The sequence below is a fragment of the Candidatus Cloacimonadota bacterium genome, assembly GCA_020532085.1.
In the GTDB taxonomy this organism is placed as follows: Bacteria; Cloacimonadota; Cloacimonadia; order Cloacimonadales; family Cloacimonadaceae; genus Syntrophosphaera.
In genome coordinates, this window is the sequence record JAJBAV010000001.1 from 67,195 (window position 1) to 89,313 (window position 22,119).

A 22,119-nucleotide genomic window follows, 5' to 3' on the forward strand; every position below is an offset into this window, starting at 1 on the left:
CACTAATATCACGAGTTAAACAAAAAAGGATTGGTTGAGAAAGTCGAGAAAGTTTAGAAGGTTTGTAAGGAGTCAATTCACCCAGTCTTTCCAACCTTCTCAACCCTCTAAACTCTCTCAACCTTCTAAACCTTCTAAACCAAACTCATTGAATTCCCGCCCCAGGAACCGGAGTGAACCTTCTGGGCTGGTGAATCACATAATAGCCGCATTCTTGTCCTGGAGGATAATTGGGATTGTCAGTACCGTCAAGGAGGTAGTCGTCCACATTGGCCGGAAGCCAGTAGTTGTTGGTGGCATCCACGTCATCATATACGTATGTATAATATGGAGGAGCGTCATTTTGCCTGATCACAACAAAATACTGGGCAGTACGGTAGAAATCGTTGTAGTTGATCTGCATTGTGCCCAATGGACGTATGGTCCAGCGTGTGGAGTAATAGAATTTGTTATAAGCAATGATTTCATTGCCGCTCCCTTGGTGCACATCGATCATGCCATGTTCAAACTCATTATGAGTAATAGAACCTGAACAGGTCAAATTGGCCACGCCAAATCTGGAATTGTAAAAATAGTTGTTGTTTATATCAAAATCTCCAATAATTGATATGCTTATCCCGTAGCCTTGATTCATGAAAACGCAGGAGGATACATCAAATGGCCCCGGCTGAGAGCTGAACAACTGAAATCCCATGTTGGCACAGTCAGCTGTGATCACATTGCTGATGCTGGCGTTCCCCTGCAAAATCGATAGTCCCGTGTTACCGTGTTGCATGAGCATATTGTTCACTACACAATAGTCGTTGAAGACGCCCACAGTGTTGGCGAAATAGCGCACTATCCCCCCCTGTAGCCGAGAGTCTTCGCCCCGCAACTCCAGACCGCCAAAATAGTCGTCGGGTCCCAATTCCAACGCAGAGGTTGTGAATGCCTCCCTGGCCGGCAGTATCCTCCAAGCGTCATTGATATCACTGGCTTCCACAGTAATGAACCCACCATAGGCCTTGAAGGAGCTGCCAGGCCCCATGTAGATCCGGGACCCGGGCTGTATTGTCACCGTGCCTGTGAAGGAAGCAGTTTCCCCTATAAAATAACAGTGGTCCCTCTTAAACACCACGTCCTCGCTATGATATGTACCCAGAATGGTTACAGGAAACAGCTCCAGGCTGCCCAGGTCCATTTCCTGACCTGCTTCCAGCGAGAGGCCGCAAATATACCTTACCCCCCATTGCGGGCTGATGAATGCCAGATTATAGGCGCCGGGTGTGATTTCTTCCAGATCGAAGCTGCCATCTGCTCCGCTGGTTGTCAGTTTCAATGGTTCCTCTCCCCGGTGGTCAAACTCTGTCTCCTGGCTGATGGTCACCCCGATTTGAGGATACTTGGTGTTCAGTCTTACAATGGTGGTATCCAGTACTGCCGGCGCATACAGCGCGATGGTGACCCCCGCAAAATCCACCGGGTCCAGCAGCGGATCTCCGCTGTCGTTGGTCAGGACCACCCTCCCCACCAACTTGGCTGTCGTGGGCTTGGTGCAGGATGAACAGCCCAGCAGAGCCAACAGGAAAAACAGGCTCAGCAAGGATAATACTGGGATGCCACTATAAAGGGAGATTCTTTTCATTATGCCTCCTCAAGGGTGCTAATGCTTTGCCCAGAATTCTTCCAAAAAACCTCTTTGACGAACCATAGGGCTACCAGCGCCACCATAAAATCCAAAGGCAGGCGGTAACGCTCCATGGGCCAGACCATCAGTGTATGGACCAGGCTGTGGAACAGCGGCAGGCCAGCCAGCAGCAGGATTCGCCATCTTCGCCTGATGAAAGCGAGCACACAGCCCGCGAGGTAAAAGGGTAGATAGATTCCGTAAAACAACAGGCTGCTGAGGTTGTGCCCCAAAGACCACTTTATTCCCCTGAATCCGTACTGGATGAAGGTCAGGCGAAAATTGGCTGGTTTCCAGTAATGCCAAAAAGCTTTCCAGTACTTCTCGTACTTTCCGTATTCCTTGAACTCAACTCCCTCTTCAATCGCCCAGGCCTGCGCTTCCTGAACCGATCTTCTATAGCCTGGATGGGCTTTGACGCCATTTTCCGCGCTGAAGTGCAGCTTGCCCAGATCCCTCCCCCAAAATCTGGAGGTTATGGTGGTTGTACGCGGGGTAAGGATTACCAATTGATCGTGTTGTTTATAGTTTCGCAGTGTCCAGGGAACCATGCTCAGCATCAGGATCAGCAATGCCAATCCTGCCTTTTTTAACCCTGACGGCAGCCCGCCCATTAGCACCAAAGCAATCAGGATAATTGGAAAATAGGCTATGAACCGCTCATCCGTGTGGATAAGCAAAGAATACAGAAGGATGCCGCTTATCAGGTTCAGGTTTTCTTTCTTTTTCTCATGCACATGGAGCAAGCAAAGTAGTATCAGCGGAATAATGAGCGTGAGCAGGGGTTCCTTGAGTATCTGGAAGTTCAGCCTGATCAAACCAAAATTGAACACCGCCCATAAAGCCATGAAATAGCCTGTCGCTACGTTTACCAACCTCCGTCCCAAACTAAACAACACAAAGACCAGTAAAGAACTCAGGAAACAGTTAAGTAGCAGCATAGGCAATATCGGATCCCCAGCCAGTTTGGTTGCCAGCGCGACCAGCAGGGGAATCACCGGTCCCACGATCAGGTATGGGCGCCCCGCGAAGCTGGGATAGAAATCACCTGAGGCAAAACTTTTGCCGTATTTCAGATAATTTGCCGCGTCAGCCCAGTTGTCTGTTCCGTAAGCTTGATACTCATCCCAGGTGAAGTACACTCTGACAACCAGAGCCAGGACGAACAGCAGGCCCAGGGTCAGTAACCTCTTTGAATCGATTTTTTGGAATATTTGTATGACTTTTCTCATTTCTTCTGTTCCCACGCGTGTGCTTTACTCTTGGTCACTTGATATAAAACACCGGGCTCTGGCACGCGTTTCGCTCTCAGCAAAGCCATCTTCAGGACTCCCCTGCGGGGTATCTCTTTACCACCTTGGCCGGTACGCCCCCCACCAAGGTATAAGGCTCAACATCTCTGGTTACCACAGAACCGGCCGCCACTATCGCCCCCTCGCCGATCCTTACTCCCGGCAGGATTATGCTGCCGATCATCAGGCTCACATCTTCTTCGATGTAGGTGTCTTTTACCAAATAGCCCAATTCAAATACCTTGTCACCCTGTTTATAACTGCCCAGATCCCGGTTATGAGCTATTATCTGCACCCGGTTCAGGATCCTGGTCCCATTGCCGATATGCACTTTTTGCGGATAGACGCTGTCTATGATAACGTCCTGGCCAATGAACACATTTTTACCCAGATCCACACCGCGGCATTTATGCAAAAAAGGTCTTAAGACGCGGGAATTGAGTGGTGCCAATAGCACAGACCTTGCCGCCATGGCTTGCAGGATCTCGTTTCGCCATATCCGCAAAGCTGATCCGGCCAGGCCAATAAAACCCCTGCCACCGTAGGTAACAGGGGACAGCCTGAATCCTAGTTTTGTCAGGATCCTAAACGTAAAGGTCTGTCTCATCGCTACTCTCCACCGGGTCGTTCTTCCGGCATCTGGTGTCTTTCATTTTCCAGCCAAGAAATGACAGCCCCCCCAACAAACCTTGTATGATCAGGATGCTGGACATCAGAAAGGCCGTGCTGAAAGCCAGCTCTTCCGATATCCCTGTCTGGGGAAAAACCATCACGGCCACATACTCCCGCAAACCTATGCCTCCCACCGAAACAGGTATGATCCTTGATATCATGATGGAAAAAACACCGGCAATGAATCCCCACACATGAAAATTTACCTGCCTCATCAGGGTATAGCAGATCAACAGGTACATCAAACCCATCAGGCCGTGGCGCAAGCCAGCCGCCACTGTGTTAATGCCGATCATCCGGGCGTATCCTTCCCGATGGGCAAACTCAGTGTGCCCCAATGCGCCCCGGTAGCCAATTTTCGCTGCCAATTTCTTCGACAGGTTGAAGAGGGCGACATTGTTGATCGCCAATATGATCAACGCCTCCACTGCCAAAAGAACCAGCAGGGCCAGTTTGAAAGCCTGGGGCACCTTGATCACAGGCAACCACCAAAAGGGTATCAGTACCAAGGTAAGGCTGAATGTATAGATCAGCCTGTCAATCAACACCACCAGGGTGTTTTTAGCATAACTCGCGTTATTCAAGATCTTGAATGACTGGATCTTGTAAGCGTCGCCCAAGAGAGGGAAAGCCAGTGAAAAGAACAAGCCGTGGAACTTGATGAAAAAAACGTCGCGGAGCCTGGCCGTCACGCCATAATAGCCGTAGAGTGATTTTACCCGCCAGCTGTTGATCAGGATATCCAGCACCAAGATAAGCGGTATCAGGATAAAAAAATACACCGGAAAGTTTCTGAGGTACGCCCAAAATTGCAGCGGATCAACCTTTCTGCCAGCCACGTACAACAGCGCCAAAGTGATGATGATCTGGCCCAGCCATTTGGCTGTTTGCCAACTATTTTTTCTCAACAAATCTGGAGTACACTTCTTTACAGGTACAGAAATCCTGCCTGAATGCATGCAGAAGCTTGATCAGGTTCCTCTCCGTCCGTTCGCCTTTGTTGATCCAAACCAGCGGCCGGTTTTTGGATATTGGGGAAGGGATCTTCTCCCGGGTGAGTTCCAGAGGGTGCATGTAAAACATCGTGTCACCCTTCTTCAGGTCGTTCGAAATCACGCTCCGGAAATAATGATAGCCCAGCAAGCGGAAAAAGTAACCGCCTCCGGCTGGCAGGACCAGTTTTTGTGATATCTCTTTCCTGCTCCAAGGCAGTTCCACAAGTTCTGTAACCGGCGGCTCAGCGTTCAGGGTGTGCTGGTTCAGATAATACGGCAACGAGGGGATGTTCTCCAAGGTTACGTTGGTTTTGTTGTATATGGTGTTGTAGGCTACAGAGGAATCGTATCTGAAGCCAGCTTCAAGCAGCAGGGGCACCATCCAGCTGGCGAAATAGGCGTTGGGAGCCCGGTAACCGGTCACCTCCTTCTGGAACACTTTCTCCAGCAGCTCTTTTGCCTTCACCAAATCCTGATACCATTCCGCCTGAGGCCTTAGTTCTCTCTTGGTATGGGAATCCAGAGCGGAATGATGGGCTAGGCCATGGCAGGCTATTTCATGTTCGCTTTGCCTGAGCATGTTCACCAGCTCCGGATAGCGCTGAGTGATCTCTGCCACGATAAAAAAAGTGCAGCTTATTCCCAGATCTTTCAGGATGCCCAGCAGCCTCTCTGTTTCTTTTGTGATCAGGTCCCTGAATTGTTCCCCATGCTGTTCGAAGAAATCTTGGGAACTGCTGAACTGAGAGAAGGATGATCCGCTCACCATGGGAGTATGATACCAGTCTTCTATGTCAAAAGATAGGGCTATTCTATGCGTTGAATTCATTTGATTATTATTTGTATAAACGATCATTGTCCTGAATATCCATCCACATCGCGAATAGCAAAGACTGAGATGCGCTTACAAACAAGAACATAAACATCAGCGTGTTCAAAACTGGTTTTTCGCCGTATATCCCCCTAGCTAATAGATACTGGACAATTCGCACGGCAAAGGGAATGCAGAAAAGATAGAGAAAGAGGGAAAGATTGTATAAGATGAAAAGCGGATGAAAGTCGTTGATGAAGTATTTGGTCCAGATCCTTCCAATAAAGGATCTGAAAAGCAGCCAGGATATCCGTGGAATGACCTTGTGGACTCTCATCTTGGAATTCTCTCCCACCCTGTAAACTGGCTTGATGGGGATTTCCCTGATTGTGCATCCTGCGATGTTCAGCTTCACCAGCATGTCGTTGGGCATTCCATAGCGGGGATAGATGTCATAGAGCTTAATTGAATTCAAGGCTGAGTTTGAAATAGCTGTGTATCCAGTCTGGGTGTCTGAAACGCGCCAGTAGCCGGATGCTGCTTTTGTCATCAGGGAAAGTACGGAGTTGCCGAAAAACCTTGTTTTTGGTATGAATACCCTGGCGCTGCCATGCGAGAGCCGGTTGCCCTTCACATAATCCACCCCCTCCGCTACAACCGGATAGCAGATGTCGTAAAGCTCACTGGGATCCATTTGCGCGTCTCCCGCCATCACGGCCGTACAGTCTATGTGGTGGTCCTTGCACCATTTATAGCCTCTGGCTATGGTTTGGCCCACCCCGGCGTTTTTTTCATTCCGAATGACCACGATCCTGTGATCTGGTTCTTCATGAATGATTGTAGACGGGGTAAACAATGCCATCTCTTCCCTATTTAGTCGTTCCAGTACTTTTTCGGCCTCGTTGTGAAAGCTGCTCTCTATTGCTTCTTTTACCGAAAGTGGCCGGCTTGCATTGTTACTTCGGTTATAATACTTAGCTAGGGCAGCCTGTGTCCCATCTGTCGAATTATCATCCACAATCACAATTCTATCAATATAATCTGGCATTGTTTCGATAACGATGCCAATTTGGGACTCCTCGTTGTAAGCCGGAACGACAACTGCTAATGTGTTATCGTTGATCATAAAAGCTTCTCCTGCAAATAATCAACATCACAAAGCTAAGCATCTCTTTCCCTCATGCAAGCTTTTTTGAACGGCAATGCCTACATCATTCGAAAAAATATCCGCCCCCTTTTCATTTAAATGATGCCAATCAACGAACAACTCGGCATTATCCAGATACTTGCGATCTTCAGAAAAATCAAGTAACTCAATGCTATGATCTTCAGAGAAGTTTTTTATTAAATCAAACCCAACTGGTTTTGCCATCGTATATCTGGGAGAGTAGAGATAAATCAGTGTTATATTCTTATCTCTGCACAAGTTTGCGAATCTGACGAAGTAATTCCATGCTAAAGGATCAAAGTTTTCATCAGCTTGCAGTTTTTTATCTGTTTGACGGGCTATTGGAATCTGCGCAAGATCCAGGGTGCCCCTTCGGGGAATGAACCCTTCAATTGAGGAATCTGAGCTGTTCAAATATGCATGGGTAATACCAAAGATCTTCTGATTCATGGCATAAAGAGGTATCGCAAATTTGATCCCAGCCAAGGGATCTCGTTTTCTCAAAACTTCATGAACTTCTTTGTTTTTATCATAATACGGAAAAAAATCAGCTATTGCTCCATCCAGGTTCTTGCCCAGATCACCTATCTCATATAGTATTGCCTCGGGTGTATGATTTTCGAGTAGTAGGTTGAGCATGCAATATTGGTATGCAGCGTTTGAGGAAGCTACCCCAGCATTGTAAACAGAGCTTGAGCTTAAATAACTGCTGATTATTGCTGGATTGTAATGCCTTAAAGCCCTTGAAGCTCCAAAAATATATACATCAGCTTGTGTCCTTTGAATGCTGTTTATCTTTAAATAATTCGTCTCCCCTGCGCCCATTTGCTGCAGAGCGCCATAAACGATCCAATTAGCCGCATAAAAGAGTGCAATGGCAAGACCAATTTTATAAATCAATTTCATCTTAGAATTTTTCATAAATAAAGGCCATGCTCTCCAGATTGCCTATCAGCAGAATTGTAACAGCCAGTCCTAGGTATGTTCCCCATCGTGTAATCACTCTGTGACTGTCTATCCACTCATCGAATTGCTTCTTATTCAGTAAGATCTCGAACAAGACAAGAATTGACAAACCGAATGACATGTATGTAAATATTGTTGCCGAACCATAGTAAAAGTTAAGTGAGAACTTTGCAGTATTTGCAATATGCTCCTTCATGTGTTTAAAAGATGGTAAGCGGAAAAACATCAAGCCAAATGCCAAAGCAAGATATGTGGCCGCTCGCTTGAGAGTGTTAACGATTACATTAGCTGATTTTTTCCGTCCCAGCCCGGTTGCGTCTTCAAATATGAGATACCCAGACTGGATCAATCCCCAGATAAGGAACATCCAGCCTGCCCCGTGCCAGAAGCCCATAACCAGAAACATCACCAGGATACCCAAGTAAACCTTTGGCTTTGAAGTGCTGCTGCCCATAAAGGGAAAGAACACGTATTCCCGAACCCAGGATGTGAGAGAAATGTGATTCCTCCTCCAATAGTCGGTAACCGAGGTTGAATTCACGTAGGGCGTCCGGAAATTGACCATCAGGTCATAACCGAAGAGTTTGGCCACACCCCTGGCGATATTCGTGTAACCCCCAAAATCTGTGTACAACTGAAAAGGATATAGCAGAGCGGCAACGATCAGAGTCAGGCTTGAATGCATGGGAATATTGCCATAAATTGCGTCAACATACAAGGCAATGTTATCCGCGACCACCATTTTCATGAACAGACCCCAGAGAATGAGTCTGAAGCCGTTGGCGAAGTTGTCGTAAGCCATCAGGTGTTCGGTTGTGAATTGTTTGAACAGGTTTTTGGCCCTGCCGATGGGACCGCAGAGGATCTGGGGGAAAAAGGCAAGGTATAGGGAAAGAGTGAGGTAATTCCTCTGGTGCTTGATGTCGCCCCAATACACGTCCAGGATGTAACCCAGAGCCATGAAGGTGTAGAAGGAAATCCCTATGGGCAGGATCAGGCTGTATTTGGGAATGGAAATATCCAAGCTTGCGCTTCGGAACAGAGCGTTTAGCTGATCGCTGAAGAAATTGAAGTACTTGAAGAGGAACAGCAACCCGATGTTAAACACCAGCGCCAGGCCCAGGAGAAGCTTTTTCCGCTGGGGATGGTTGTCCATGGCTTTGGCAGTGAAGTAGTTGAAGGCGGTGGAACCCAGAAGGATAATCAGATATTCTGCTTTAAAACTGAAATAGAAATAATAACTTGCGGCCAACAGCAGCCAGTTCCTGTATCTTTTCGGTAAAACGTAGTACAGGACCACCACCGCGAACAGGAATAGGAAGAAAGGTATTGAGGTAAATTGCATCTTAGGCCAACGAGTATCCGCTGTCTATTACAATATTCGTTCCAGTAATGGCTTTGCCCAGATCCGATATCAGATATGCGCAGAGATTAGCCACGTCCACGGGTTCAACGAGACCAAGCAAATGCCTGGTTTGGATGGCTGCAACAGATTCCGCAGGCAACTCCTCAAATACGTTTTTAAGCATCTCGGTCTCTACCATAGCGGGTGACACGCTATTTACCCGGATACCCTTGCTTGCAAGCTCTCGTGACATTGATCTTACCATGCCGAACATCGCTGATTTGCTGCTCGAATATTCAATGTTGCCTTTCTCTCCAAGCATGCCCCTGATCGATGATATATAAACGTAGCTGCTTCCATTCTTATCGTAGACCTTTGGGCGTGAAAGCATCTGAGCGATCATCACTCCGGCGATCAGATTAACTTTCAACATGTTGGCGTATGCATTGGGGTCGATACTCTTCAGCGGACTGGTCCATTCAATTCCCGCACTGTGGATGAATCCGGCCAGAGGTCCATCCGCCGATAGAGTTGGAAACCCCGCCTGGAGCTCATCGCTGTTGCCTATGTCGCAGGCCAGACTTTGATGTCCGGAGCCCTGCAGCAAAGATATTGTTTCAGCCAGGCGCTCCTCGTTGCGCCCCATGGCCACGATCCGGGCACCCAGGCTGCTGCATACAACTGCACAAGCCCTGCCGATCCCGGAAGAGGCCCCGGAGATCAGAATGCGCTTGCCTGTAAGGACCTTGTCCGACCAAAGCATTGTCAGTTGAAACTATCCTCGCCGATCAGATCAACCAGGGACTGGACAGTGTCAATGTTATTGAGTTGCCTAGCGTTGAACTGCTTCCCGAAATTCTTGTGGATATAGGCCACCAGACTCATGATGGCCATGGAATCGTATTCCTCGTAGTCTTTCAGATTGCTATCCAGGCTGAGATCAGCTTCGATCTCGATCAATTCAACCAGTTCCTGCATAAATGTCTGCAGTGTCATTACTTCTCCTCAAATGGTGATTATGGTTGCGCCGTATGAATAACCCACGCCAAATCCCGCCAGCAACACCCTGTCCCCCGTTTTGATTATTCCTTTGCCCAGGCAGTCTTCCAGGGCCAGGGGAATGGTTGCCGAAACTGTGTTGCCCGTCTCAAGCATATTGATGTAAAATTTGTCTTCCGGCACCGAGACCAGTTCCCTGAGATATTGCAGCATGTATTGGTTCGCCTGATGGAAGATCACATAGTCGATGTCTTCAATATTGCAGTTATTTTTGCTTAAAACCTGGCTGATCATTTTTGGAACAGCTTCAATAGTAAAATTGAAGATCTCCGGCCCGTTCATGTAGAGATTGTTGTCATTCCGGATCGCCCCATTCTCGTCCGTCCAATCCTGTGCGTTGGGATCATACGCTTTTCTGAGTCCGCCATTGGGTACGATCAGGTTGTTCCAGCCGGTTCCGTCCGTGCCCAGCGCAAAATCGTGAATTTTGTCCGTGTCCTCTTTTGTGATCAGCACCGCCGCGGCCGCGTCGCCAAAAATGCTGCGGTTGCCCTTGTCCAAGGGATGCAGGTGCTTGGAATAGGTTTCCGCCATCACCAGGATCAGCTTGGATGCCGCCCCGCTGACCAGCAGGCCCTTGGCCAGGGACAAGCCGTAAACGAAACCGGAACAGCCAAGGTTGAAATCCAGGGCGCCGATCTCGTTTTTAAGTCCCAGCCGCTCCTGAAGGATGCAGGCTGAGGTGGGCAGATAATAGTCCGGGCTTTGCGTGCATAGAAGCAGAAAATCAACTTCGGCTTTGTCCTCACCCTGCAGCAGTTTCTGGCAAGCATAATAAGCCAGGTCAAGCGCGGTTTCATTGTCTGCTGCTACATGCCGGGAGCGTATGCCGATCTTTTTCTCGATCTTGCCGGCTGACCACTCAGGGAACCTCTCCGCCAGATCCTGGTTGGTGAGAACTTTCTCGGGAAGATATGACGCAAACTTCATTCTAACCTCATTGATATACTAACAGTGAATTACAGCAGCCATCACTTATGATGCTTCCTGATGAACTCCTCCACCTCCGGCAGCCCGCCCTGGAAGACAAGGTAGCCGTTGTAAGGTTCGCCCGGAGTAATATCTCCGGCGATGGGGGTCAGCATCAGTTCGCGCACTTGGTCGGGTTCGGAGTGCTGTCCCAAAGCCCAGCCCAGCTTGATGTAGGCCACTTCCGGCAGCAGATTCTCGCCCGGCACGATGCCCATGCTCATCAGGTCGCGCCCGGTGTCGTAAACGAACATGTGCACAAAGCCCCAGAGGGTTTGCACGGTCATGTAGATCTGCACGCCCTTGGCCACGGCGCGCTGGATGGCGGGGTACAGGGGCTTGTTCACGTGCCCCAGCCCGGTGCCGGCGATCACGATGCCCTTGTAGCCGTTCTCGGTGAGGGAATCTATGATGTCCGGATGCATGTTGGGGTAATAATAAACGATGGCCACCCGCTCCTCGAAGAAGGGCAGCACGGTCACCTTTTTATCGGATCTGCGTTTATGGTAATCCGTCTTGATGGGGATCACGGCGTCCCGGGTCACGCGGGCAATGGGCACATCGCCGATGGTGCGGAAGGTGCTGCGGTAGGAGGAGTGCATCTTGCGCACCCGGGTGCCCTGGTGCAGAAGGCCGTATTCATCGCTGGTGGGGCCGAACATGCAGACCATAACCTCAGCGATGTCAGAATGCCCGGCGGTGAAGGCCGCGTGCATCAGATTGAGCGCGGCGTCTGAGGAAGGGCGGTCGCTGGAGCGTTGCGAACCCACCATCACCACGGGGATGGGCAGGTCCCGCAGCATGTAGGAAAGCGCCGCCGCGGTGTGGTGCATGGTGTCGGTGCCGTGGCCGATGATGATGCCCTGGGTGCCGCGCTCCACCTCTTTGCCGATGGAGATGGCCAGTTTCTTGTACTGCTTCGGGCCCATGTTTTCGGAAAAAACGGCGAAGAGCTTTTCGGTGTCCAGATTGCAGATGTCCGCCAGTTCCGGGACCGCGCCGTAGAGTTCTCCGGGCGAAAAAGCCGGGATCACGGCGCCAGTGCGATAATCCAGCCGCGAAGCGATGGTGCCGCCGGTGCCGAGCAGCTTCACTTTGGGCAGCCCCGGCGTGAAGGGGAATTCTTTTTCCGGGATCTTGTAATGCGCTTCCTTATAGCCGGTCTCTGTCATGCCCAAAATGGTGGCCACGTCGATGCCGACGTTGTAACCGGTGACGAGCTTGAGCACGATGTGCTGGTCGTCGTCGTTCTCGCTGCGGGGCAGGATGATGCCCTGGAACGTGCCGCGGGTGGTCTCCACCGTGGTGTCACCCCAAACCCTGGCCTGAAAATGCTTCAGCACCTCCAGCGCGCGGCCCTTGTATCCTTTAAAAAGATCCAGCATCTAATGAACTGTCCACGAATTACACGAATTTACACGAATCAATATTAAGTCAAAAAAGCTGTAGTGAAAGACATGGTTTTGGAGGTTTAAACTGTCCACGAATTACACGAATTTACACGAATCAATATTAAGTCAAAAAAGCTGTAGTGAAAGACATGGTTTTGGAGGTTTAAACTGTCCACGAATTACACGAATTCACACGAATTAATATTAAGTCAAAAAACTGCAGTGAAAGACATGGTTTTGGAGGTTTAAACTGTCCACGAATTACACGAATTCACACGAATTAAAAAAAACAGATTGTAAGGGTCTGCAAAACAACATTTGTGCCAAGTTCCATTGGCTACCATTAACAGGCGTTCAATGCTGATATCCATATTACTCTGTAAAGAGGATGGTGTCATATTCTTGTGATGAACTTGCTGAACATGATCAATCAAATTCGTGTTCATTTGTGTGGATTATCACAATACTATGCGTTCGTAGTTCAGGCTGGTAGTGCCAAAGTTAACAAAAGCCCCAATTTCAGATGAGAAGCTTTAAGATAATTGAGAACTTGGGCCATATGTTCTTTGCTGAGTTGACCTAATGCCTTCAATTCCACAATTATGTTTCCATAGCACAGAAAGTCGACTTTGTAGGTTTTCGATAGGATCAAGCCTTTGAAATTTATCTCATACTCCTTTTCACGTTCATAGGGAACCCCTTGTCGCTGGAGTTCAAATGCTAATGCTTCCTGGTAAACGGGTTCCAGAAAACCGCAGCCCAAGGTTCGGTGCACTTCCATGCACGCGCCCACGATCTTGTAGCACTCGTCTTTAAAGAGCAGATCCTGACCATTTCCCATCACGCTTGGCATTTACTGTAGTTATCTTTTAATTCGTGTGAATTCGTGTAATTCGTGGACAATACTAATTCGTGGACAGGTCTTTTTCAATGGCTTGTCTCAAATCACTTAGTGGAATGTTACCCAGAGCCATTTTGTGGAGCCGGCCCATCATCCAGTGCTGGATGGCATCCGGCCGTTTCAGACCGCGTGTTTTGGCCCGCGGCCACATGGCTTTTAGCAGCGGCACCTGTTCCAGTATCTCCGCCGGCGGGGTTTCTTTGTAGCCGATCACCGCCAGCACCGAGGAGAACTGCATGTTGGGCTGTTCGTAGAGCACTTTCAGCATCTGAGGCAGGATATCCGGCTGCAGCTGGCGTTTGTTGACAAAGATGAGCAGATCCTCCACCCGCTGGTGGTCGAAGGGCAGCGGATCGCGTCCCTGCAGGCCTTTCAGCAGATGGGCGTAGAGCAGGCCCAGGCGTTTGGGCGCGATTGCGTGTTTCGCGGAAAACTCTTCCAGAACCGGCATCAGGTTGTTACGCAGCAGATAGGTATAGGCGTCGGCGGGGATGCCCCACTCCGCCAGCTGTTGCAGCCTTGTCGCCAGATCCACCGGCAGGTCCTGCCGCGCGGTTTCGATCATCTCTTCGTGGATTGGGATCGGTGCTGAATCTGTATCCGGATACATCCTGTCCGCGCCGGGCAGCACCCTTTCGAAGAGCGTGATCCCGTCCGGCAGGGATTTGCGGGTCTCGTTGGGAACGCCCGCGAAGGCCAATTGGCAGCGTTCCTCGATGGTCTCCAGCGCGGTCTTGATGTCTTCGTCCGGCGCCCAGAAGAGGAGCTGGGCGTCTTGATCCCCGGCTTTGAGTTCCGCGCGGAGCCTGGTCCAATCGGATTCGCTTAATGTGGAGGCTGAGCCGGTATTGGTTGACTGGATCCCGGCCTGCGCCGGGATGACGGTGGAATCGGCTATTGCCGATATGCTCGAGTCGCTGCCCGTGCCTCGCTCGACTCCAGCGATCTCCTCCGAGTGGAACATGTTCGGCAGTTCCAGGCAGGCGATCACTTTGAGGCGGTCAGAGATCTCGTCGGCGAAGCAGCGTCCGGGCTGGTTGAAGAAGCTGAGGATGCCGGAAAAGCGCGGCAGATTGACCGAGACCAGCTTCCAGCCCTCGCTTCCGGCCTGCTTCAGCAGGGGGATGTGACGCCAGTCGGCAGGGTCTAAAAATATGTGGTTCAGCTTCCACTTCGTCGGATCAGCAACTCGCTTACGCAATTCCTCGCGGATCAGCAGCAGAGATTTTTGGCGAAACGCCTCGTTGTGCGTGAGTTTGGGGATCCAGGAGATGTGCGCCACACCCTTGATCTCGACCCTGGTGCCGCCCGCAATGGAAACGTTCACATCCTCGCGGGCCGCGCCGATGCCGGTGCGCGCCAGGCCTGAACTGCGCGCGATGAAGCGGATGTTTTGGGCCGCTTCGGCCGCTTCCCAGGGCGTTTCCATGTCCGGATAGGTTACCGTTTCGATCAGCGGCATGCCCAGCCGGTCGGCAAAATAGGTGCGGGTGTGCCTGACATCCGAAACCTCGCGGCAGCTGTCTTCCTCCACGGAAAACTGGATCACGCGGATGGTTTTGGTGGAGATGGGAAATTCGCCTTCGATGCCGAGGATGGTGGTGCGCTGGAAGCCGGTGGGTATGCTGCCGTCCAAATACTGTTTGCGGGTGATGTGCAGTTCGCCCACGATCTTCAGCTTCAGCAGCAGGGCGATCTTCATCGCCTGTTCCAAAGCCTCGCGGTTCAGCGGGAACGGCGGGGTGTCGTCCACTTCGTAGGTGCAGGCGCTGTCATTGTTGATGCGGTAAACGATCTTTTTCCGCGTCTTGAATTCCATCAGAGCGGTGCCGTCATACTCACCCAGTTCAGACAAAGTGGGCCGCATATGACGCACGATCTCGGCGTCGAAATCGTCGAAATCGTGGTACCTGCCCGCGGGACAGCGGCAAAAAAGTTTCCGGGAAGTGTTCAGTTGCTGGTGAACTTCCAGGCCGCACCTGAACCCAAGCTTCCGCCAGGTCGCTTGCACGGCGTCCGGAAGGCTGACCCAGCCGGTGTCGTCCCGGCTGCGCAACCAGTTTTGTTGGTGAGGGTTGTCCAAATATGGTTCCCTAATATGTAATGTAAGGACCACACTCCGCAGGCGCGCCATTTTTGTCCAGCATTATTTCACGTCTCGAATCAAGGCCGCAAACCGCCTCTGGGAGTAGTTTTCCCCGGGAGATATCCTAAGCGGTCAAATCCCACTGGCTTAGGCCCTTCGCGGGATTGTGGAATTTGGGACACAGGGGGCAAATATGGCTCTTTCAAACAGGGTGGGTAAAGCCCAGAGGGCGACAGAACGATAGCGAGGGTGTGGAGTGAGCGTAGCGATCGGAACCCCTCGTCAGGAGAGTTGGTCACACACAAACATCCCCCAAGCCTCAGCCCAGGCTCACTATGTCATTCCGGGGTAGGGGCCCCGGAATCCAGGCTAATAAGATCAATTAAAACAGAGGGACAGAGACACAGAGAAATGGGAAAAGGTAGCCTCACACAAGTTTATCAGATCGCACAGATCTGAAAATAACGGGTCACAGAATAGCGCGGAATAAGGGAAAATGCATTTAGAAAAAGAGGGAAGAAGATGTATGTCATTCCGGGGTAGGGGCCCCGGAATCCTGGCTAAAAAAGTTCTATTAAAACAGAGGGCCAGAGACACAGAGAAATGGGAAAAGGTAGCCTCACACAAGTTTATCAGATCGCATAGATCTGAAAATAACGGGTCACAGAATAGCGCGGAATAAGGGAAATGCATTTAGAAAAAGAGGGGAGAAATGTATGTCATTCCGGGGTTGGGGCCCCGGAATGACATAAGGATCGGGTCTGAGGGAAAACCTGGATTCCGGGCACTCGTTCCTCGTCCCGGAATGACGTGCGCTTTGGTGCTGGGATGGTGGTTCTTCTGCTGGCGACGATGCTCTTTCCTCACTCAACACCAGCGGAGTTACCCCCTATACCGACTTTTCCCCTCTATCCTTTGTCTCTTATAATTCGTGTTAATTTGTGAAATTTGTGGACAAACCAAAATCAAAGGATCACATCGCCAAAGACCAGCAATTCCTCCAGATCGACCCCCGCCACCACCAGTTTCACAGGCGTCCGCAGCGGCAAACCCTCCTCACAGCGCAGCACCAGCCGTTTTTCCCAGCGGCTCAGTTCCACCAGGCAGCCCTGTTTCACCCGGCGCAGCAGCACCGCGTCAAGTGGCTCGCCCAGATATTTCTGCTTAAGGAACCGCAGCAGCCAGTGGCGCTCGCTGCGGTGGGTGACGGCGCGCAGCAGCCGCAGGCGTTTTTCGATGCTGAGGATGAGTTCCTCCAGGTCCTGCCGCGCAAAGCTCTGCCCCCTGCCCGCCAGCAGCGCGGAAAACTGGGCCTGGTTAACGATATCGGTGAAGCGCCGGATGGGCGAAGTCGCGTGCAGATAGGCCTGGGCGCCCACCCCGGGGTGGAATTTGGCTGAGGTGGAAAGGTAGGCCTGGATGCCGTAGTTGGCAGCATCCTCGTCCTCTTCCTCAGCAAACTGGGTGACGTTGCGATAGATCAGGGGCAGGGAACTCTGGCAGGCGCGTTCGGCCAGAAGGCGGTTGTAGAGGATCATCAGCTCTTCGATCACGAAGCGCGCCGGGCTGAGATTGTCCACCCGCTGCAGGGCGACATCGCCGTCAGAAACCTTCAGATTCCAGCTGTAGCGAGGTTTTCGCTCCTCGCCCTCCCCCACCCTGGCGTCGCGCAGTTTGCGGCAGATTTCCAGCAGTGGCGAACGTTCCTGGGAGCGGAGCAGAGCGTCAAAAGTCTCGTAGCTCAAATTTTTCTTCACTCGCAGCCAGCCCCGGTGCCAGTCGCAGGCAACGATCCGCGCTTCGCGGTCCAGCTCCACCCGCAGCGAAAGCACCGGCCGCGCTTCACCTTCGCGCAGACTGAAAGCGTCGCCGGAAAGCTCCGGAGGCAGCAGCGGTATGGTTTGCGAGGGCAGATACAGCGAGGCCACGCGGTCCTGGGCCGCGCGCCAAAGATCTTTTCCCACGGGGATACGGGCTGCCACATCGCTGATATGCACGCCCAAATTCCACCCAGCAGCGGTTTCCTGCCAGTCGATGGCGTCATCCAGATCGCCGGAATCCTCCGCGTCGATCGTGAACGCTTCCCGCTGCTCCAGCTCGGATGGTTCCGGAGTTACAGCCAGCGCCGGCAATCCGGGGACAAAAGCGATGGGAATTCCGCTGGCCGCGGCGACGGGATCGGTGTCCGCCGCGATATCGCCCAAACTGAGGCGCAGAGCGCGTACCGACTTATCCAGGTTTCGCCCGTCGGCGCGCAGGACCCTGGCCAGGTCCTTCGGTTCGCCCGAGATCAGCAAAGCGCGCAGTTCCTGGGCAAGTTGCCTCTCCGTCCCGGAGCTGAACTCAGGCAGTCCGGCCGTGGCATCCTTTGCGTCCAGCCGTTCCAGAAAGCCCGCCACAGCCTCCAAATAACGCGTCCGGGCCGCCTCCTGTTCCTTCCGGGCCAGAAAGGCAGCGGTCTCTTCCGGGTCGCGCGTGCGCCACACACCTTTCTTGAGCAGATAGAGGTCTTCGCGCTGGCGCAGATGGCGGTAGAGGGCAAAACGGCAGAAATCGGAATGGCAGCCGGCGGCTTCAGAAGCCTGTTCAAAACTGAAGGGAGCGGGAAGCTGGGCGAGACGGGCCGGAACGCCTTCGTCCTGCAAAAGTTCCAGGGATTGTTCCGCCATAGCGGCAAAATTGCCCAGCGTGCGCGTGTTTGGAGGCGTGAACAGGTCGAGTGAGGCCAGCGCGAAGCGTTCGGATGCGAGCAGTTGCGCTTCGCCCTCAGAATCCAGCACCTGCCAGCGGTTGCCTTCCGCGGAGGTCACAATGCCCAGGCAAAGCCTGGCCTGGTGGTAAAACAAGACGATGGTACCCGCTGCGTACGTGGCCATAAAATCCTTTAAAAATGGCGCCCCAAGGATGATTCGAACATCCGACCAACGGTTTAGGAAACCGCTGCTCTATCCCCTGAGCTACTGGGGCGCGACTTCAGGGGTTAAATTTCCCGGAGCCCCGTTTTTGTCAAGTTTTGCATTGACAAAAGCCCCGCCCCGCAGGAAAAGGATTTTTCATATTTACCACGTTTAAGGATTTGACATGAAACTAGCAGTTGTCGGCGCCACCGGTGAAGTGGGCCGCATGATGATAACCTGTCTGGAGGAATTTGCAGTTCCCGTGGACTCCCTCAGTCTTTTCGCCTCCGCGCGTTCAGCCGGAAGCATACTCTACTACGGCGATACGGCGCTCCCGGTGCGTGAACTGGACGCCGCGGGAATGCGGGAACATTTTGATTATGTGCTCTTTTCCGCCGGCGCGGGAGTGGCCCGGGAATTCGCGCCCCTCGCGGCCGCGAGCGGTTCCGTGGTGATCGACAATTCCTCCGGATTCCGCCAGGAAACGGATATTCCGCTGGTGGTGCCGGAGATCAACGGAGATCTGCTCAAAGGATATCAGGGCATCGTGGCCAACCCCAACTGCACCACCATCCAGATGGTGCTGCCGCTGGCGGTGCTGGACCGGCTTTTCGGGCTGCGCAAAGTGGTCGTGAGCACCTACCAGTCTGTCTCCGGCAGCGGCCACAAGGGCGTGGCCACCCTCGAGTCACAGCGCGCTGGCGCTCCCGGAAAAGGCATTTATCCCGATATCATCGACCTCAACGTGATCCCCCAGATCGGCGCCTTTGCCGACAACGGCTTTTCCCAGGAAGAGGAAAAGATCCACTTCGAGACTCGCAAAATACTCGACAACACGGAGTTGGAGGTCTGCGCCACCTGCGTGCGCGTGCCTGTGTTCCATGGCCACAGCGAAAGCATCTATGCGGAATTCGCCTCCGGGGTCGATCTGGCCAAAGCCGCGCGGGAACTGAAACAGGCCGAGTCCATCGTCTTTGGCGAAAACACCTACCTCACCCCGCGCGATCTGGGTTCCTCGAACGACAGCCACGTCTGCCGCCTGCGCCGCGGCACCGGCCCAAACTCAGTCTGCTTCTGGAATGTGGGCCACAACGTCCGCCTTGGCGCCGCCACCAACGCCGTGCGCATCCTGCTCAAACACGCCCAACTGGCAGGCCGGATATGAACCTCAGCGCCATCCGCCGCGAACTGCACCGCAACCCCGAGCTGGCCTTCCGCGAGGAAAACACCAAAAGCCTCATTCTCTCGTATTTACAAGGCATCCCCGACCTCAGGATCCACGAATTCGCCACCAACACCGGCATCCTGGTGGAATACAGCCGTGGTGAAGGTCCCTACAGGCTTTTCCGTGCGGACATGGACGCCCTGCCGATTAGCGAAAACACCGGCTGCGCTTTTTCCTCCCAAAACCCAGGCCTGATGCACGCCTGCGGCCACGATATCCACATGACGGTGCTGCTGGGCCTGGTCGCGCAGGTGGCGGCAGAGAAGATGCAGCGCAATCTGCTCTTTCTCTTCCAGCCGGCTGAAGAGGGCGAAGGCGGCGCGCAGAGCGTGATCGCGGAGGGCCTGATCCAGCGCTTCGACGTGGAGAAAGCCTTCGCGCTGCACGTGGCCAGCGGATTGCCTCTGGGAGCGGTCTCCAGCCGTCCGGGCGTGTTTTTCGGCGTGCCCCAGGAATTCGACGTGGAATTCATCGGCAAGCCGGCCCACGCGGCCTTTCCGGAAGAGGGGATCAACGCCCTGGACGCCGGCCGCGAATTCCTGCGCCTGATGGAGCCAGACATCGCCCAATTGGCACAGCGGCACCGGGTTATCTGCCACGTGGGCAAACTGGCCGCCGGAACCGTGCGCAACGTGGTGCCGCACCGCTGCAAGCTGGAAGGCACCCAACGCAGCCTGGACAAGGCAGTGAGCCTGAAGATAAATGAGATCATCAGTCGCAATGCCGCCCTGGCCGCGGAGTCGTTGGGGACGGGCTTTCGGGTCGATTTCCTCGGAACTTACGATCCGGTGGTCAATTCCGCCCCGTTGGTCGAAGAACTAAAAACGGTTTGCGCGGAAACCGGAATCGAGTTTCGGGAGGCGGAGGTCGCCCTCACTGGCGAGGATTTCGGCTTTTTCACCTCCCTCTACCCCGGCCTGCTCTTCTGGCTGGGTTCCGGCTGCGCGGAACCTTTGCATTCCGATAAATTTCTGCCGGACGCGGCCTGCATCGACATCGGCGTGGAAATATTTGCCGCCCTGGCCCGCCATTAAAATATTTGTTCCCATTTTCCCCGACATCTTCCTCTTATCCTTCCTGTCTCAATTCCTTTCGGCTCCCAATATCAATACGGTATCAATACGGAATCAATACGGATTTTATCCGTATTGATTCCGTATTGATACCGTATTGATATTGGGAGCGGGTTGAGGGGAAAGTGGGGTTGTGGCACATTTTTATGTGTGAAGAATAAAGATTTTGGCCCTCTTTCATACCGAGAGGGTGGCTCAACATTCATCCCTTGATGGGATAAAGTGTCATCCCGGGATGGGGCTTCAGCCTGGTTTTTGCCGGTGGCTGAAGCCACCCGGACATCGTCTGTTTTGCTGTGCCGCTTTCTGGCACGGTGGCTGAAGCCACCGCCTTCCGTCTGGTTCTTTGCCTTTTGTGGATACATTGGCTGCGTACCTCGTATTGTCTGATCAGTAAGGCTCTCATTCAAACCGAGTTGGTAGAAGTGATCAACCCGCCAGCAGCTTGGAGGGCGACAGATCATAGCACAAATCATAGCTAGGGAGCGGAGCCCCCCGTAACGAAACAAGGGACAATTAATGGAATTTTCTCCACCCCTCCCCGGAAACGTGGCACGCTTCCGGGGTGGGGTGGATTGAGCTGCAGTCTTTCGTCTGGTTTTCGCGCCAAATATGGGTAAATTGGCTGAGTCATCGCCAAACATTTGCGTTGTGGCTCTGGATGAGGATCCGAGGGTTAAAATTGACCGCAGATAGTCTTTTCCCCTGCCTGGATGGGGTTTGTTGCCAACTTGTTGACATCATTGGCGTCAGTGTGAAATCTTGAATCTCAATAAAGACGGAAGGCGGTGGCTTCAGCCACCGTAAACAGACAAGGCGATCCGAAAAAGACGATGTCCGGAGCTTTCAAGCTCCGGCAATTCACTCTGCCGAATCTGGATATTTAGCCCAGGTCTCCGGCCGCAAATAAGACCCGGACTTGTCTTCAAAGCGTTTCATCTCATCTTCGAAGCTGGTCTCGCGGTGATGCTCCTCCTGGTTGAAAATATAGTTCTTGGTTTGCTCCAGTTGAGATCCACTCACGGTGTAGATCTGGTAGCCTTCCTGCCAGTTCAGTTTATGTATGTGGTTTTCATCCTGTTGGTTAAACCAGTGGGCGCTGCCGCCCTTGATCGCCTGCACGGATTGGGACAGGGAAATGTGTCGCGGCAAAAATGCCAGGATGTGCACATGGTCCCAGACGCCGTTGATCAGCACCGGCATGCCACTGGATTTTTTGATGATGCCGCCCATATAGGCAAACAAGGCCGGTCGTTTCGCCGGATGCAGGGTCCGGGCCCGGTTCTTGGTGGAAAAGATGAGATGATAGAGCAGGAAGCTGCTGGTTGAGCCGGACATTATATCCTCCAATCGTTTTGGTGCCGGTGGCTAAAGCCAACCGGACATCGTCTATTTTGTTGTGCCGCTTTCTGGTACGGTGGCTGAAGCCACCGCCTTCCGTCTTGTTTTGGCGACGATCTGGCTGTGAGGTTGTAGCAACATCCATCAAGCCAATGCCGGTGGCTGAAGCCAACCGGAAATCGTCTATTTTGTTGTGCCGCTTTCTGGTACGGTGGCTGAAGCCACCGCCTTCCGTCTTGTTTTGGCGACGATCTGGCTGTGA

Annotated in this window: 18 protein-coding genes and 1 tRNA gene; 2 read left to right on the forward strand and 17 right to left on the reverse strand. The window is 52.5% G+C overall.

Annotated features, from left to right (window positions below):
* Positions 1 to 145: 145 nt before the first annotated feature.
* The 16 genes from LHW45_00310 to LHW45_00385 form a co-directional block, all read right to left on the reverse strand.
* Positions 146 to 1,624, reverse strand: coding sequence for a hypothetical protein (locus LHW45_00310; GenBank protein ID MCB5284028.1), 1,479 nt, complete (start codon positions 1,622 to 1,624; stop codon positions 146 to 148).
* Positions 1,624 to 2,898, reverse strand: coding sequence for a glycosyltransferase family 39 protein (locus LHW45_00315; protein ID MCB5284029.1), 1,275 nt, complete (start codon positions 2,896 to 2,898; stop codon positions 1,624 to 1,626). The genes LHW45_00310 and LHW45_00315 overlap by 1 nt, the downstream gene beginning before the upstream one ends.
* A 91-nt stretch (positions 2,899 to 2,989) precedes the next feature.
* Complete coding sequence (locus LHW45_00320; GenBank protein ID MCB5284030.1) at positions 2,990 to 3,373, reverse strand: acyltransferase; 384 nt, start codon at positions 3,371 to 3,373, stop codon at positions 2,990 to 2,992.
* Between the two features lie 169 nt (positions 3,374 to 3,542).
* Positions 3,543 to 4,589, reverse strand: a complete 1,047-nt coding sequence (locus LHW45_00325) for a flippase-like domain-containing protein (GenBank protein MCB5284031.1) — start codon at positions 4,587 to 4,589, stop codon at positions 3,543 to 3,545.
* Positions 4,525 to 5,454 (reverse strand): polysaccharide deacetylase family protein, encoded by a 930-nt coding sequence (locus tag LHW45_00330; GenBank protein ID MCB5284032.1) that lies wholly within the window; start codon positions 5,452 to 5,454, stop codon positions 4,525 to 4,527. The genes LHW45_00325 and LHW45_00330 overlap by 65 nt, the downstream gene beginning before the upstream one ends.
* Before the next feature lie 7 nt (positions 5,455 to 5,461).
* Positions 5,462 to 6,562: a glycosyltransferase family 2 protein gene (locus LHW45_00335; GenBank protein MCB5284033.1), complete on the reverse strand. Its 1,101-nt coding sequence runs from the start codon at positions 6,560 to 6,562 to the stop codon at positions 5,462 to 5,464.
* A gap of 27 nt (positions 6,563 to 6,589) precedes the next feature.
* Positions 6,590 to 7,510 carry a hypothetical protein gene (locus tag LHW45_00340; GenBank protein MCB5284034.1) on the reverse strand — a complete coding sequence of 307 codons (921 nt, stop codon included), beginning with the start codon at positions 7,508 to 7,510 and terminating at the stop codon, positions 6,590 to 6,592.
* A gap of 1 nt (position 7,511) precedes the next feature.
* Entirely contained in the window at positions 7,512 to 8,915 is a 1,404-nt protein-coding gene (locus LHW45_00345) for a hypothetical protein (protein MCB5284035.1), read from the reverse strand.
* 1 nt (position 8,916) lies between these two features.
* Complete coding sequence (locus LHW45_00350; GenBank protein ID MCB5284036.1) at positions 8,917 to 9,678, reverse strand: SDR family oxidoreductase; 762 nt, start codon at positions 9,676 to 9,678, stop codon at positions 8,917 to 8,919.
* 2 nt (positions 9,679 to 9,680) lie between these two features.
* Positions 9,681 to 9,911 (reverse strand): phosphopantetheine-binding protein, encoded by a 231-nt coding sequence (locus LHW45_00355; GenBank protein ID MCB5284037.1) that lies wholly within the window; start codon positions 9,909 to 9,911, stop codon positions 9,681 to 9,683.
* Positions 9,912 to 9,920: 9 nt separating this feature from the next.
* Complete coding sequence (locus tag LHW45_00360) at positions 9,921 to 10,904, reverse strand: ketoacyl-ACP synthase III (GenBank protein ID MCB5284038.1); 984 nt, start codon at positions 10,902 to 10,904, stop codon at positions 9,921 to 9,923.
* Positions 10,905 to 10,945: 41 nt separating this feature from the next.
* Positions 10,946 to 12,328: a Glu-tRNA(Gln) amidotransferase subunit GatD gene (gene gatD / locus LHW45_00365; protein MCB5284039.1), complete on the reverse strand. Its 1,383-nt coding sequence runs from the start codon at positions 12,326 to 12,328 to the stop codon at positions 10,946 to 10,948.
* Positions 12,329 to 12,815: 487 nt separating this feature from the next.
* On the reverse strand, positions 12,816 to 13,187 hold the full coding sequence (locus LHW45_00370) for a GxxExxY protein (GenBank protein ID MCB5284040.1): 372 nt from the start codon (positions 13,185 to 13,187) through the stop codon (positions 12,816 to 12,818).
* A gap of 52 nt (positions 13,188 to 13,239) precedes the next feature.
* A complete protein-coding gene (locus tag LHW45_00375; GenBank protein ID MCB5284041.1) occupies positions 13,240 to 15,318 on the reverse strand; it encodes a Glu-tRNA(Gln) amidotransferase GatDE subunit E in 2,079 nt (692 codons plus the stop codon).
* A gap of 968 nt (positions 15,319 to 16,286) precedes the next feature.
* Positions 16,287 to 18,197: an RNB domain-containing ribonuclease gene (locus LHW45_00380; GenBank protein ID MCB5284042.1), complete on the reverse strand. Its 1,911-nt coding sequence runs from the start codon at positions 18,195 to 18,197 to the stop codon at positions 16,287 to 16,289.
* A gap of 15 nt (positions 18,198 to 18,212) precedes the next feature.
* Positions 18,213 to 18,288, reverse strand: a tRNA-Arg gene (locus LHW45_00385).
* A gap of 114 nt (positions 18,289 to 18,402) precedes the next feature.
* Between LHW45_00385 and LHW45_00390 the strand changes: the two genes are divergently transcribed.
* The gene (locus LHW45_00390; GenBank protein MCB5284043.1) at positions 18,403 to 19,383 is read left to right on the forward strand and encodes an aspartate-semialdehyde dehydrogenase; all 981 of its coding nucleotides are present in this window, start codon (positions 18,403 to 18,405) and stop codon (positions 19,381 to 19,383) included.
* The gene (locus tag LHW45_00395) at positions 19,380 to 20,477 is read left to right on the forward strand and encodes a M20 family metallopeptidase (protein ID MCB5284044.1); all 1,098 of its coding nucleotides are present in this window, start codon (positions 19,380 to 19,382) and stop codon (positions 20,475 to 20,477) included. The genes LHW45_00390 and LHW45_00395 overlap by 4 nt, the downstream gene beginning before the upstream one ends.
* A gap of 900 nt (positions 20,478 to 21,377) precedes the next feature.
* Here the strand turns inward: LHW45_00395 and tnpA are convergent.
* Positions 21,378 to 21,854 (reverse strand): IS200/IS605 family transposase, encoded by a 477-nt coding sequence (gene tnpA / locus LHW45_00400; GenBank protein MCB5284045.1) that lies wholly within the window; start codon positions 21,852 to 21,854, stop codon positions 21,378 to 21,380.
* Positions 21,855 to 22,119 lie beyond the last annotated feature (265 nt).

What these genes read in the sequence shown, in the direction of transcription:
- LHW45_00310 (MCB5284028.1), bottom strand. Translation starts at nt 1,624, where the DNA reads ATGAAAAGAATCTCCCTTTATAGTGGCATCCCAGTATTATCCTTGCTG.
- LHW45_00315 (MCB5284029.1), bottom strand. Translation starts at nt 2,898, where the DNA reads ATGAGAAAAGTCATACAAATATTCCAAAAAATCGATTCAAAGAGGTTA.
- LHW45_00325 (MCB5284031.1), bottom strand. Translation starts at nt 4,589, where the DNA reads ATGCATTCAGGCAGGATTTCTGTACCTGTAAAGAAGTGTACTCCAGAT.
- LHW45_00330 (MCB5284032.1), bottom strand. Translation starts at nt 5,454, where the DNA reads ATGAATTCAACGCATAGAATAGCCCTATCTTTTGACATAGAAGACTGG.
- LHW45_00335 (MCB5284033.1), bottom strand. Translation starts at nt 6,562, where the DNA reads ATGATCAACGATAACACATTAGCAGTTGTCGTTCCGGCTTACAACGAG.
- LHW45_00340 (MCB5284034.1), bottom strand. Translation starts at nt 7,510, where the DNA reads ATGAAATTGATTTATAAAATTGGTCTTGCCATTGCACTCTTTTATGCG.
- LHW45_00345 (MCB5284035.1), bottom strand. Translation starts at nt 8,915, where the DNA reads ATGCAATTTACCTCAATACCTTTCTTCCTATTCCTGTTCGCGGTGGTG.
- LHW45_00350 (MCB5284036.1), bottom strand. Translation starts at nt 9,678, where the DNA reads ATGCTTTGGTCGGACAAGGTCCTTACAGGCAAGCGCATTCTGATCTCC.
- LHW45_00355 (MCB5284037.1), bottom strand. Translation starts at nt 9,911, where the DNA reads ATGACACTGCAGACATTTATGCAGGAACTGGTTGAATTGATCGAGATC.
- LHW45_00360 (MCB5284038.1), bottom strand. Translation starts at nt 10,904, where the DNA reads ATGAAGTTTGCGTCATATCTTCCCGAGAAAGTTCTCACCAACCAGGAT.
- gatD (MCB5284039.1), bottom strand. Translation starts at nt 12,328, where the DNA reads ATGCTGGATCTTTTTAAAGGATACAAGGGCCGCGCGCTGGAGGTGCTG.
- LHW45_00370 (MCB5284040.1), bottom strand. Translation starts at nt 13,187, where the DNA reads ATGCCAAGCGTGATGGGAAATGGTCAGGATCTGCTCTTTAAAGACGAG.
- LHW45_00380 (MCB5284042.1), bottom strand. Translation starts at nt 18,197, where the DNA reads ATGGCCACGTACGCAGCGGGTACCATCGTCTTGTTTTACCACCAGGCC.
- LHW45_00390 (MCB5284043.1), top strand. Translation starts at nt 18,403, where the DNA reads ATGAAACTAGCAGTTGTCGGCGCCACCGGTGAAGTGGGCCGCATGATG.
- LHW45_00395 (MCB5284044.1), top strand. Translation starts at nt 19,380, where the DNA reads ATGAACCTCAGCGCCATCCGCCGCGAACTGCACCGCAACCCCGAGCTG.
- tnpA (MCB5284045.1), bottom strand. Translation starts at nt 21,854, where the DNA reads ATGTCCGGCTCAACCAGCAGCTTCCTGCTCTATCATCTCATCTTTTCC.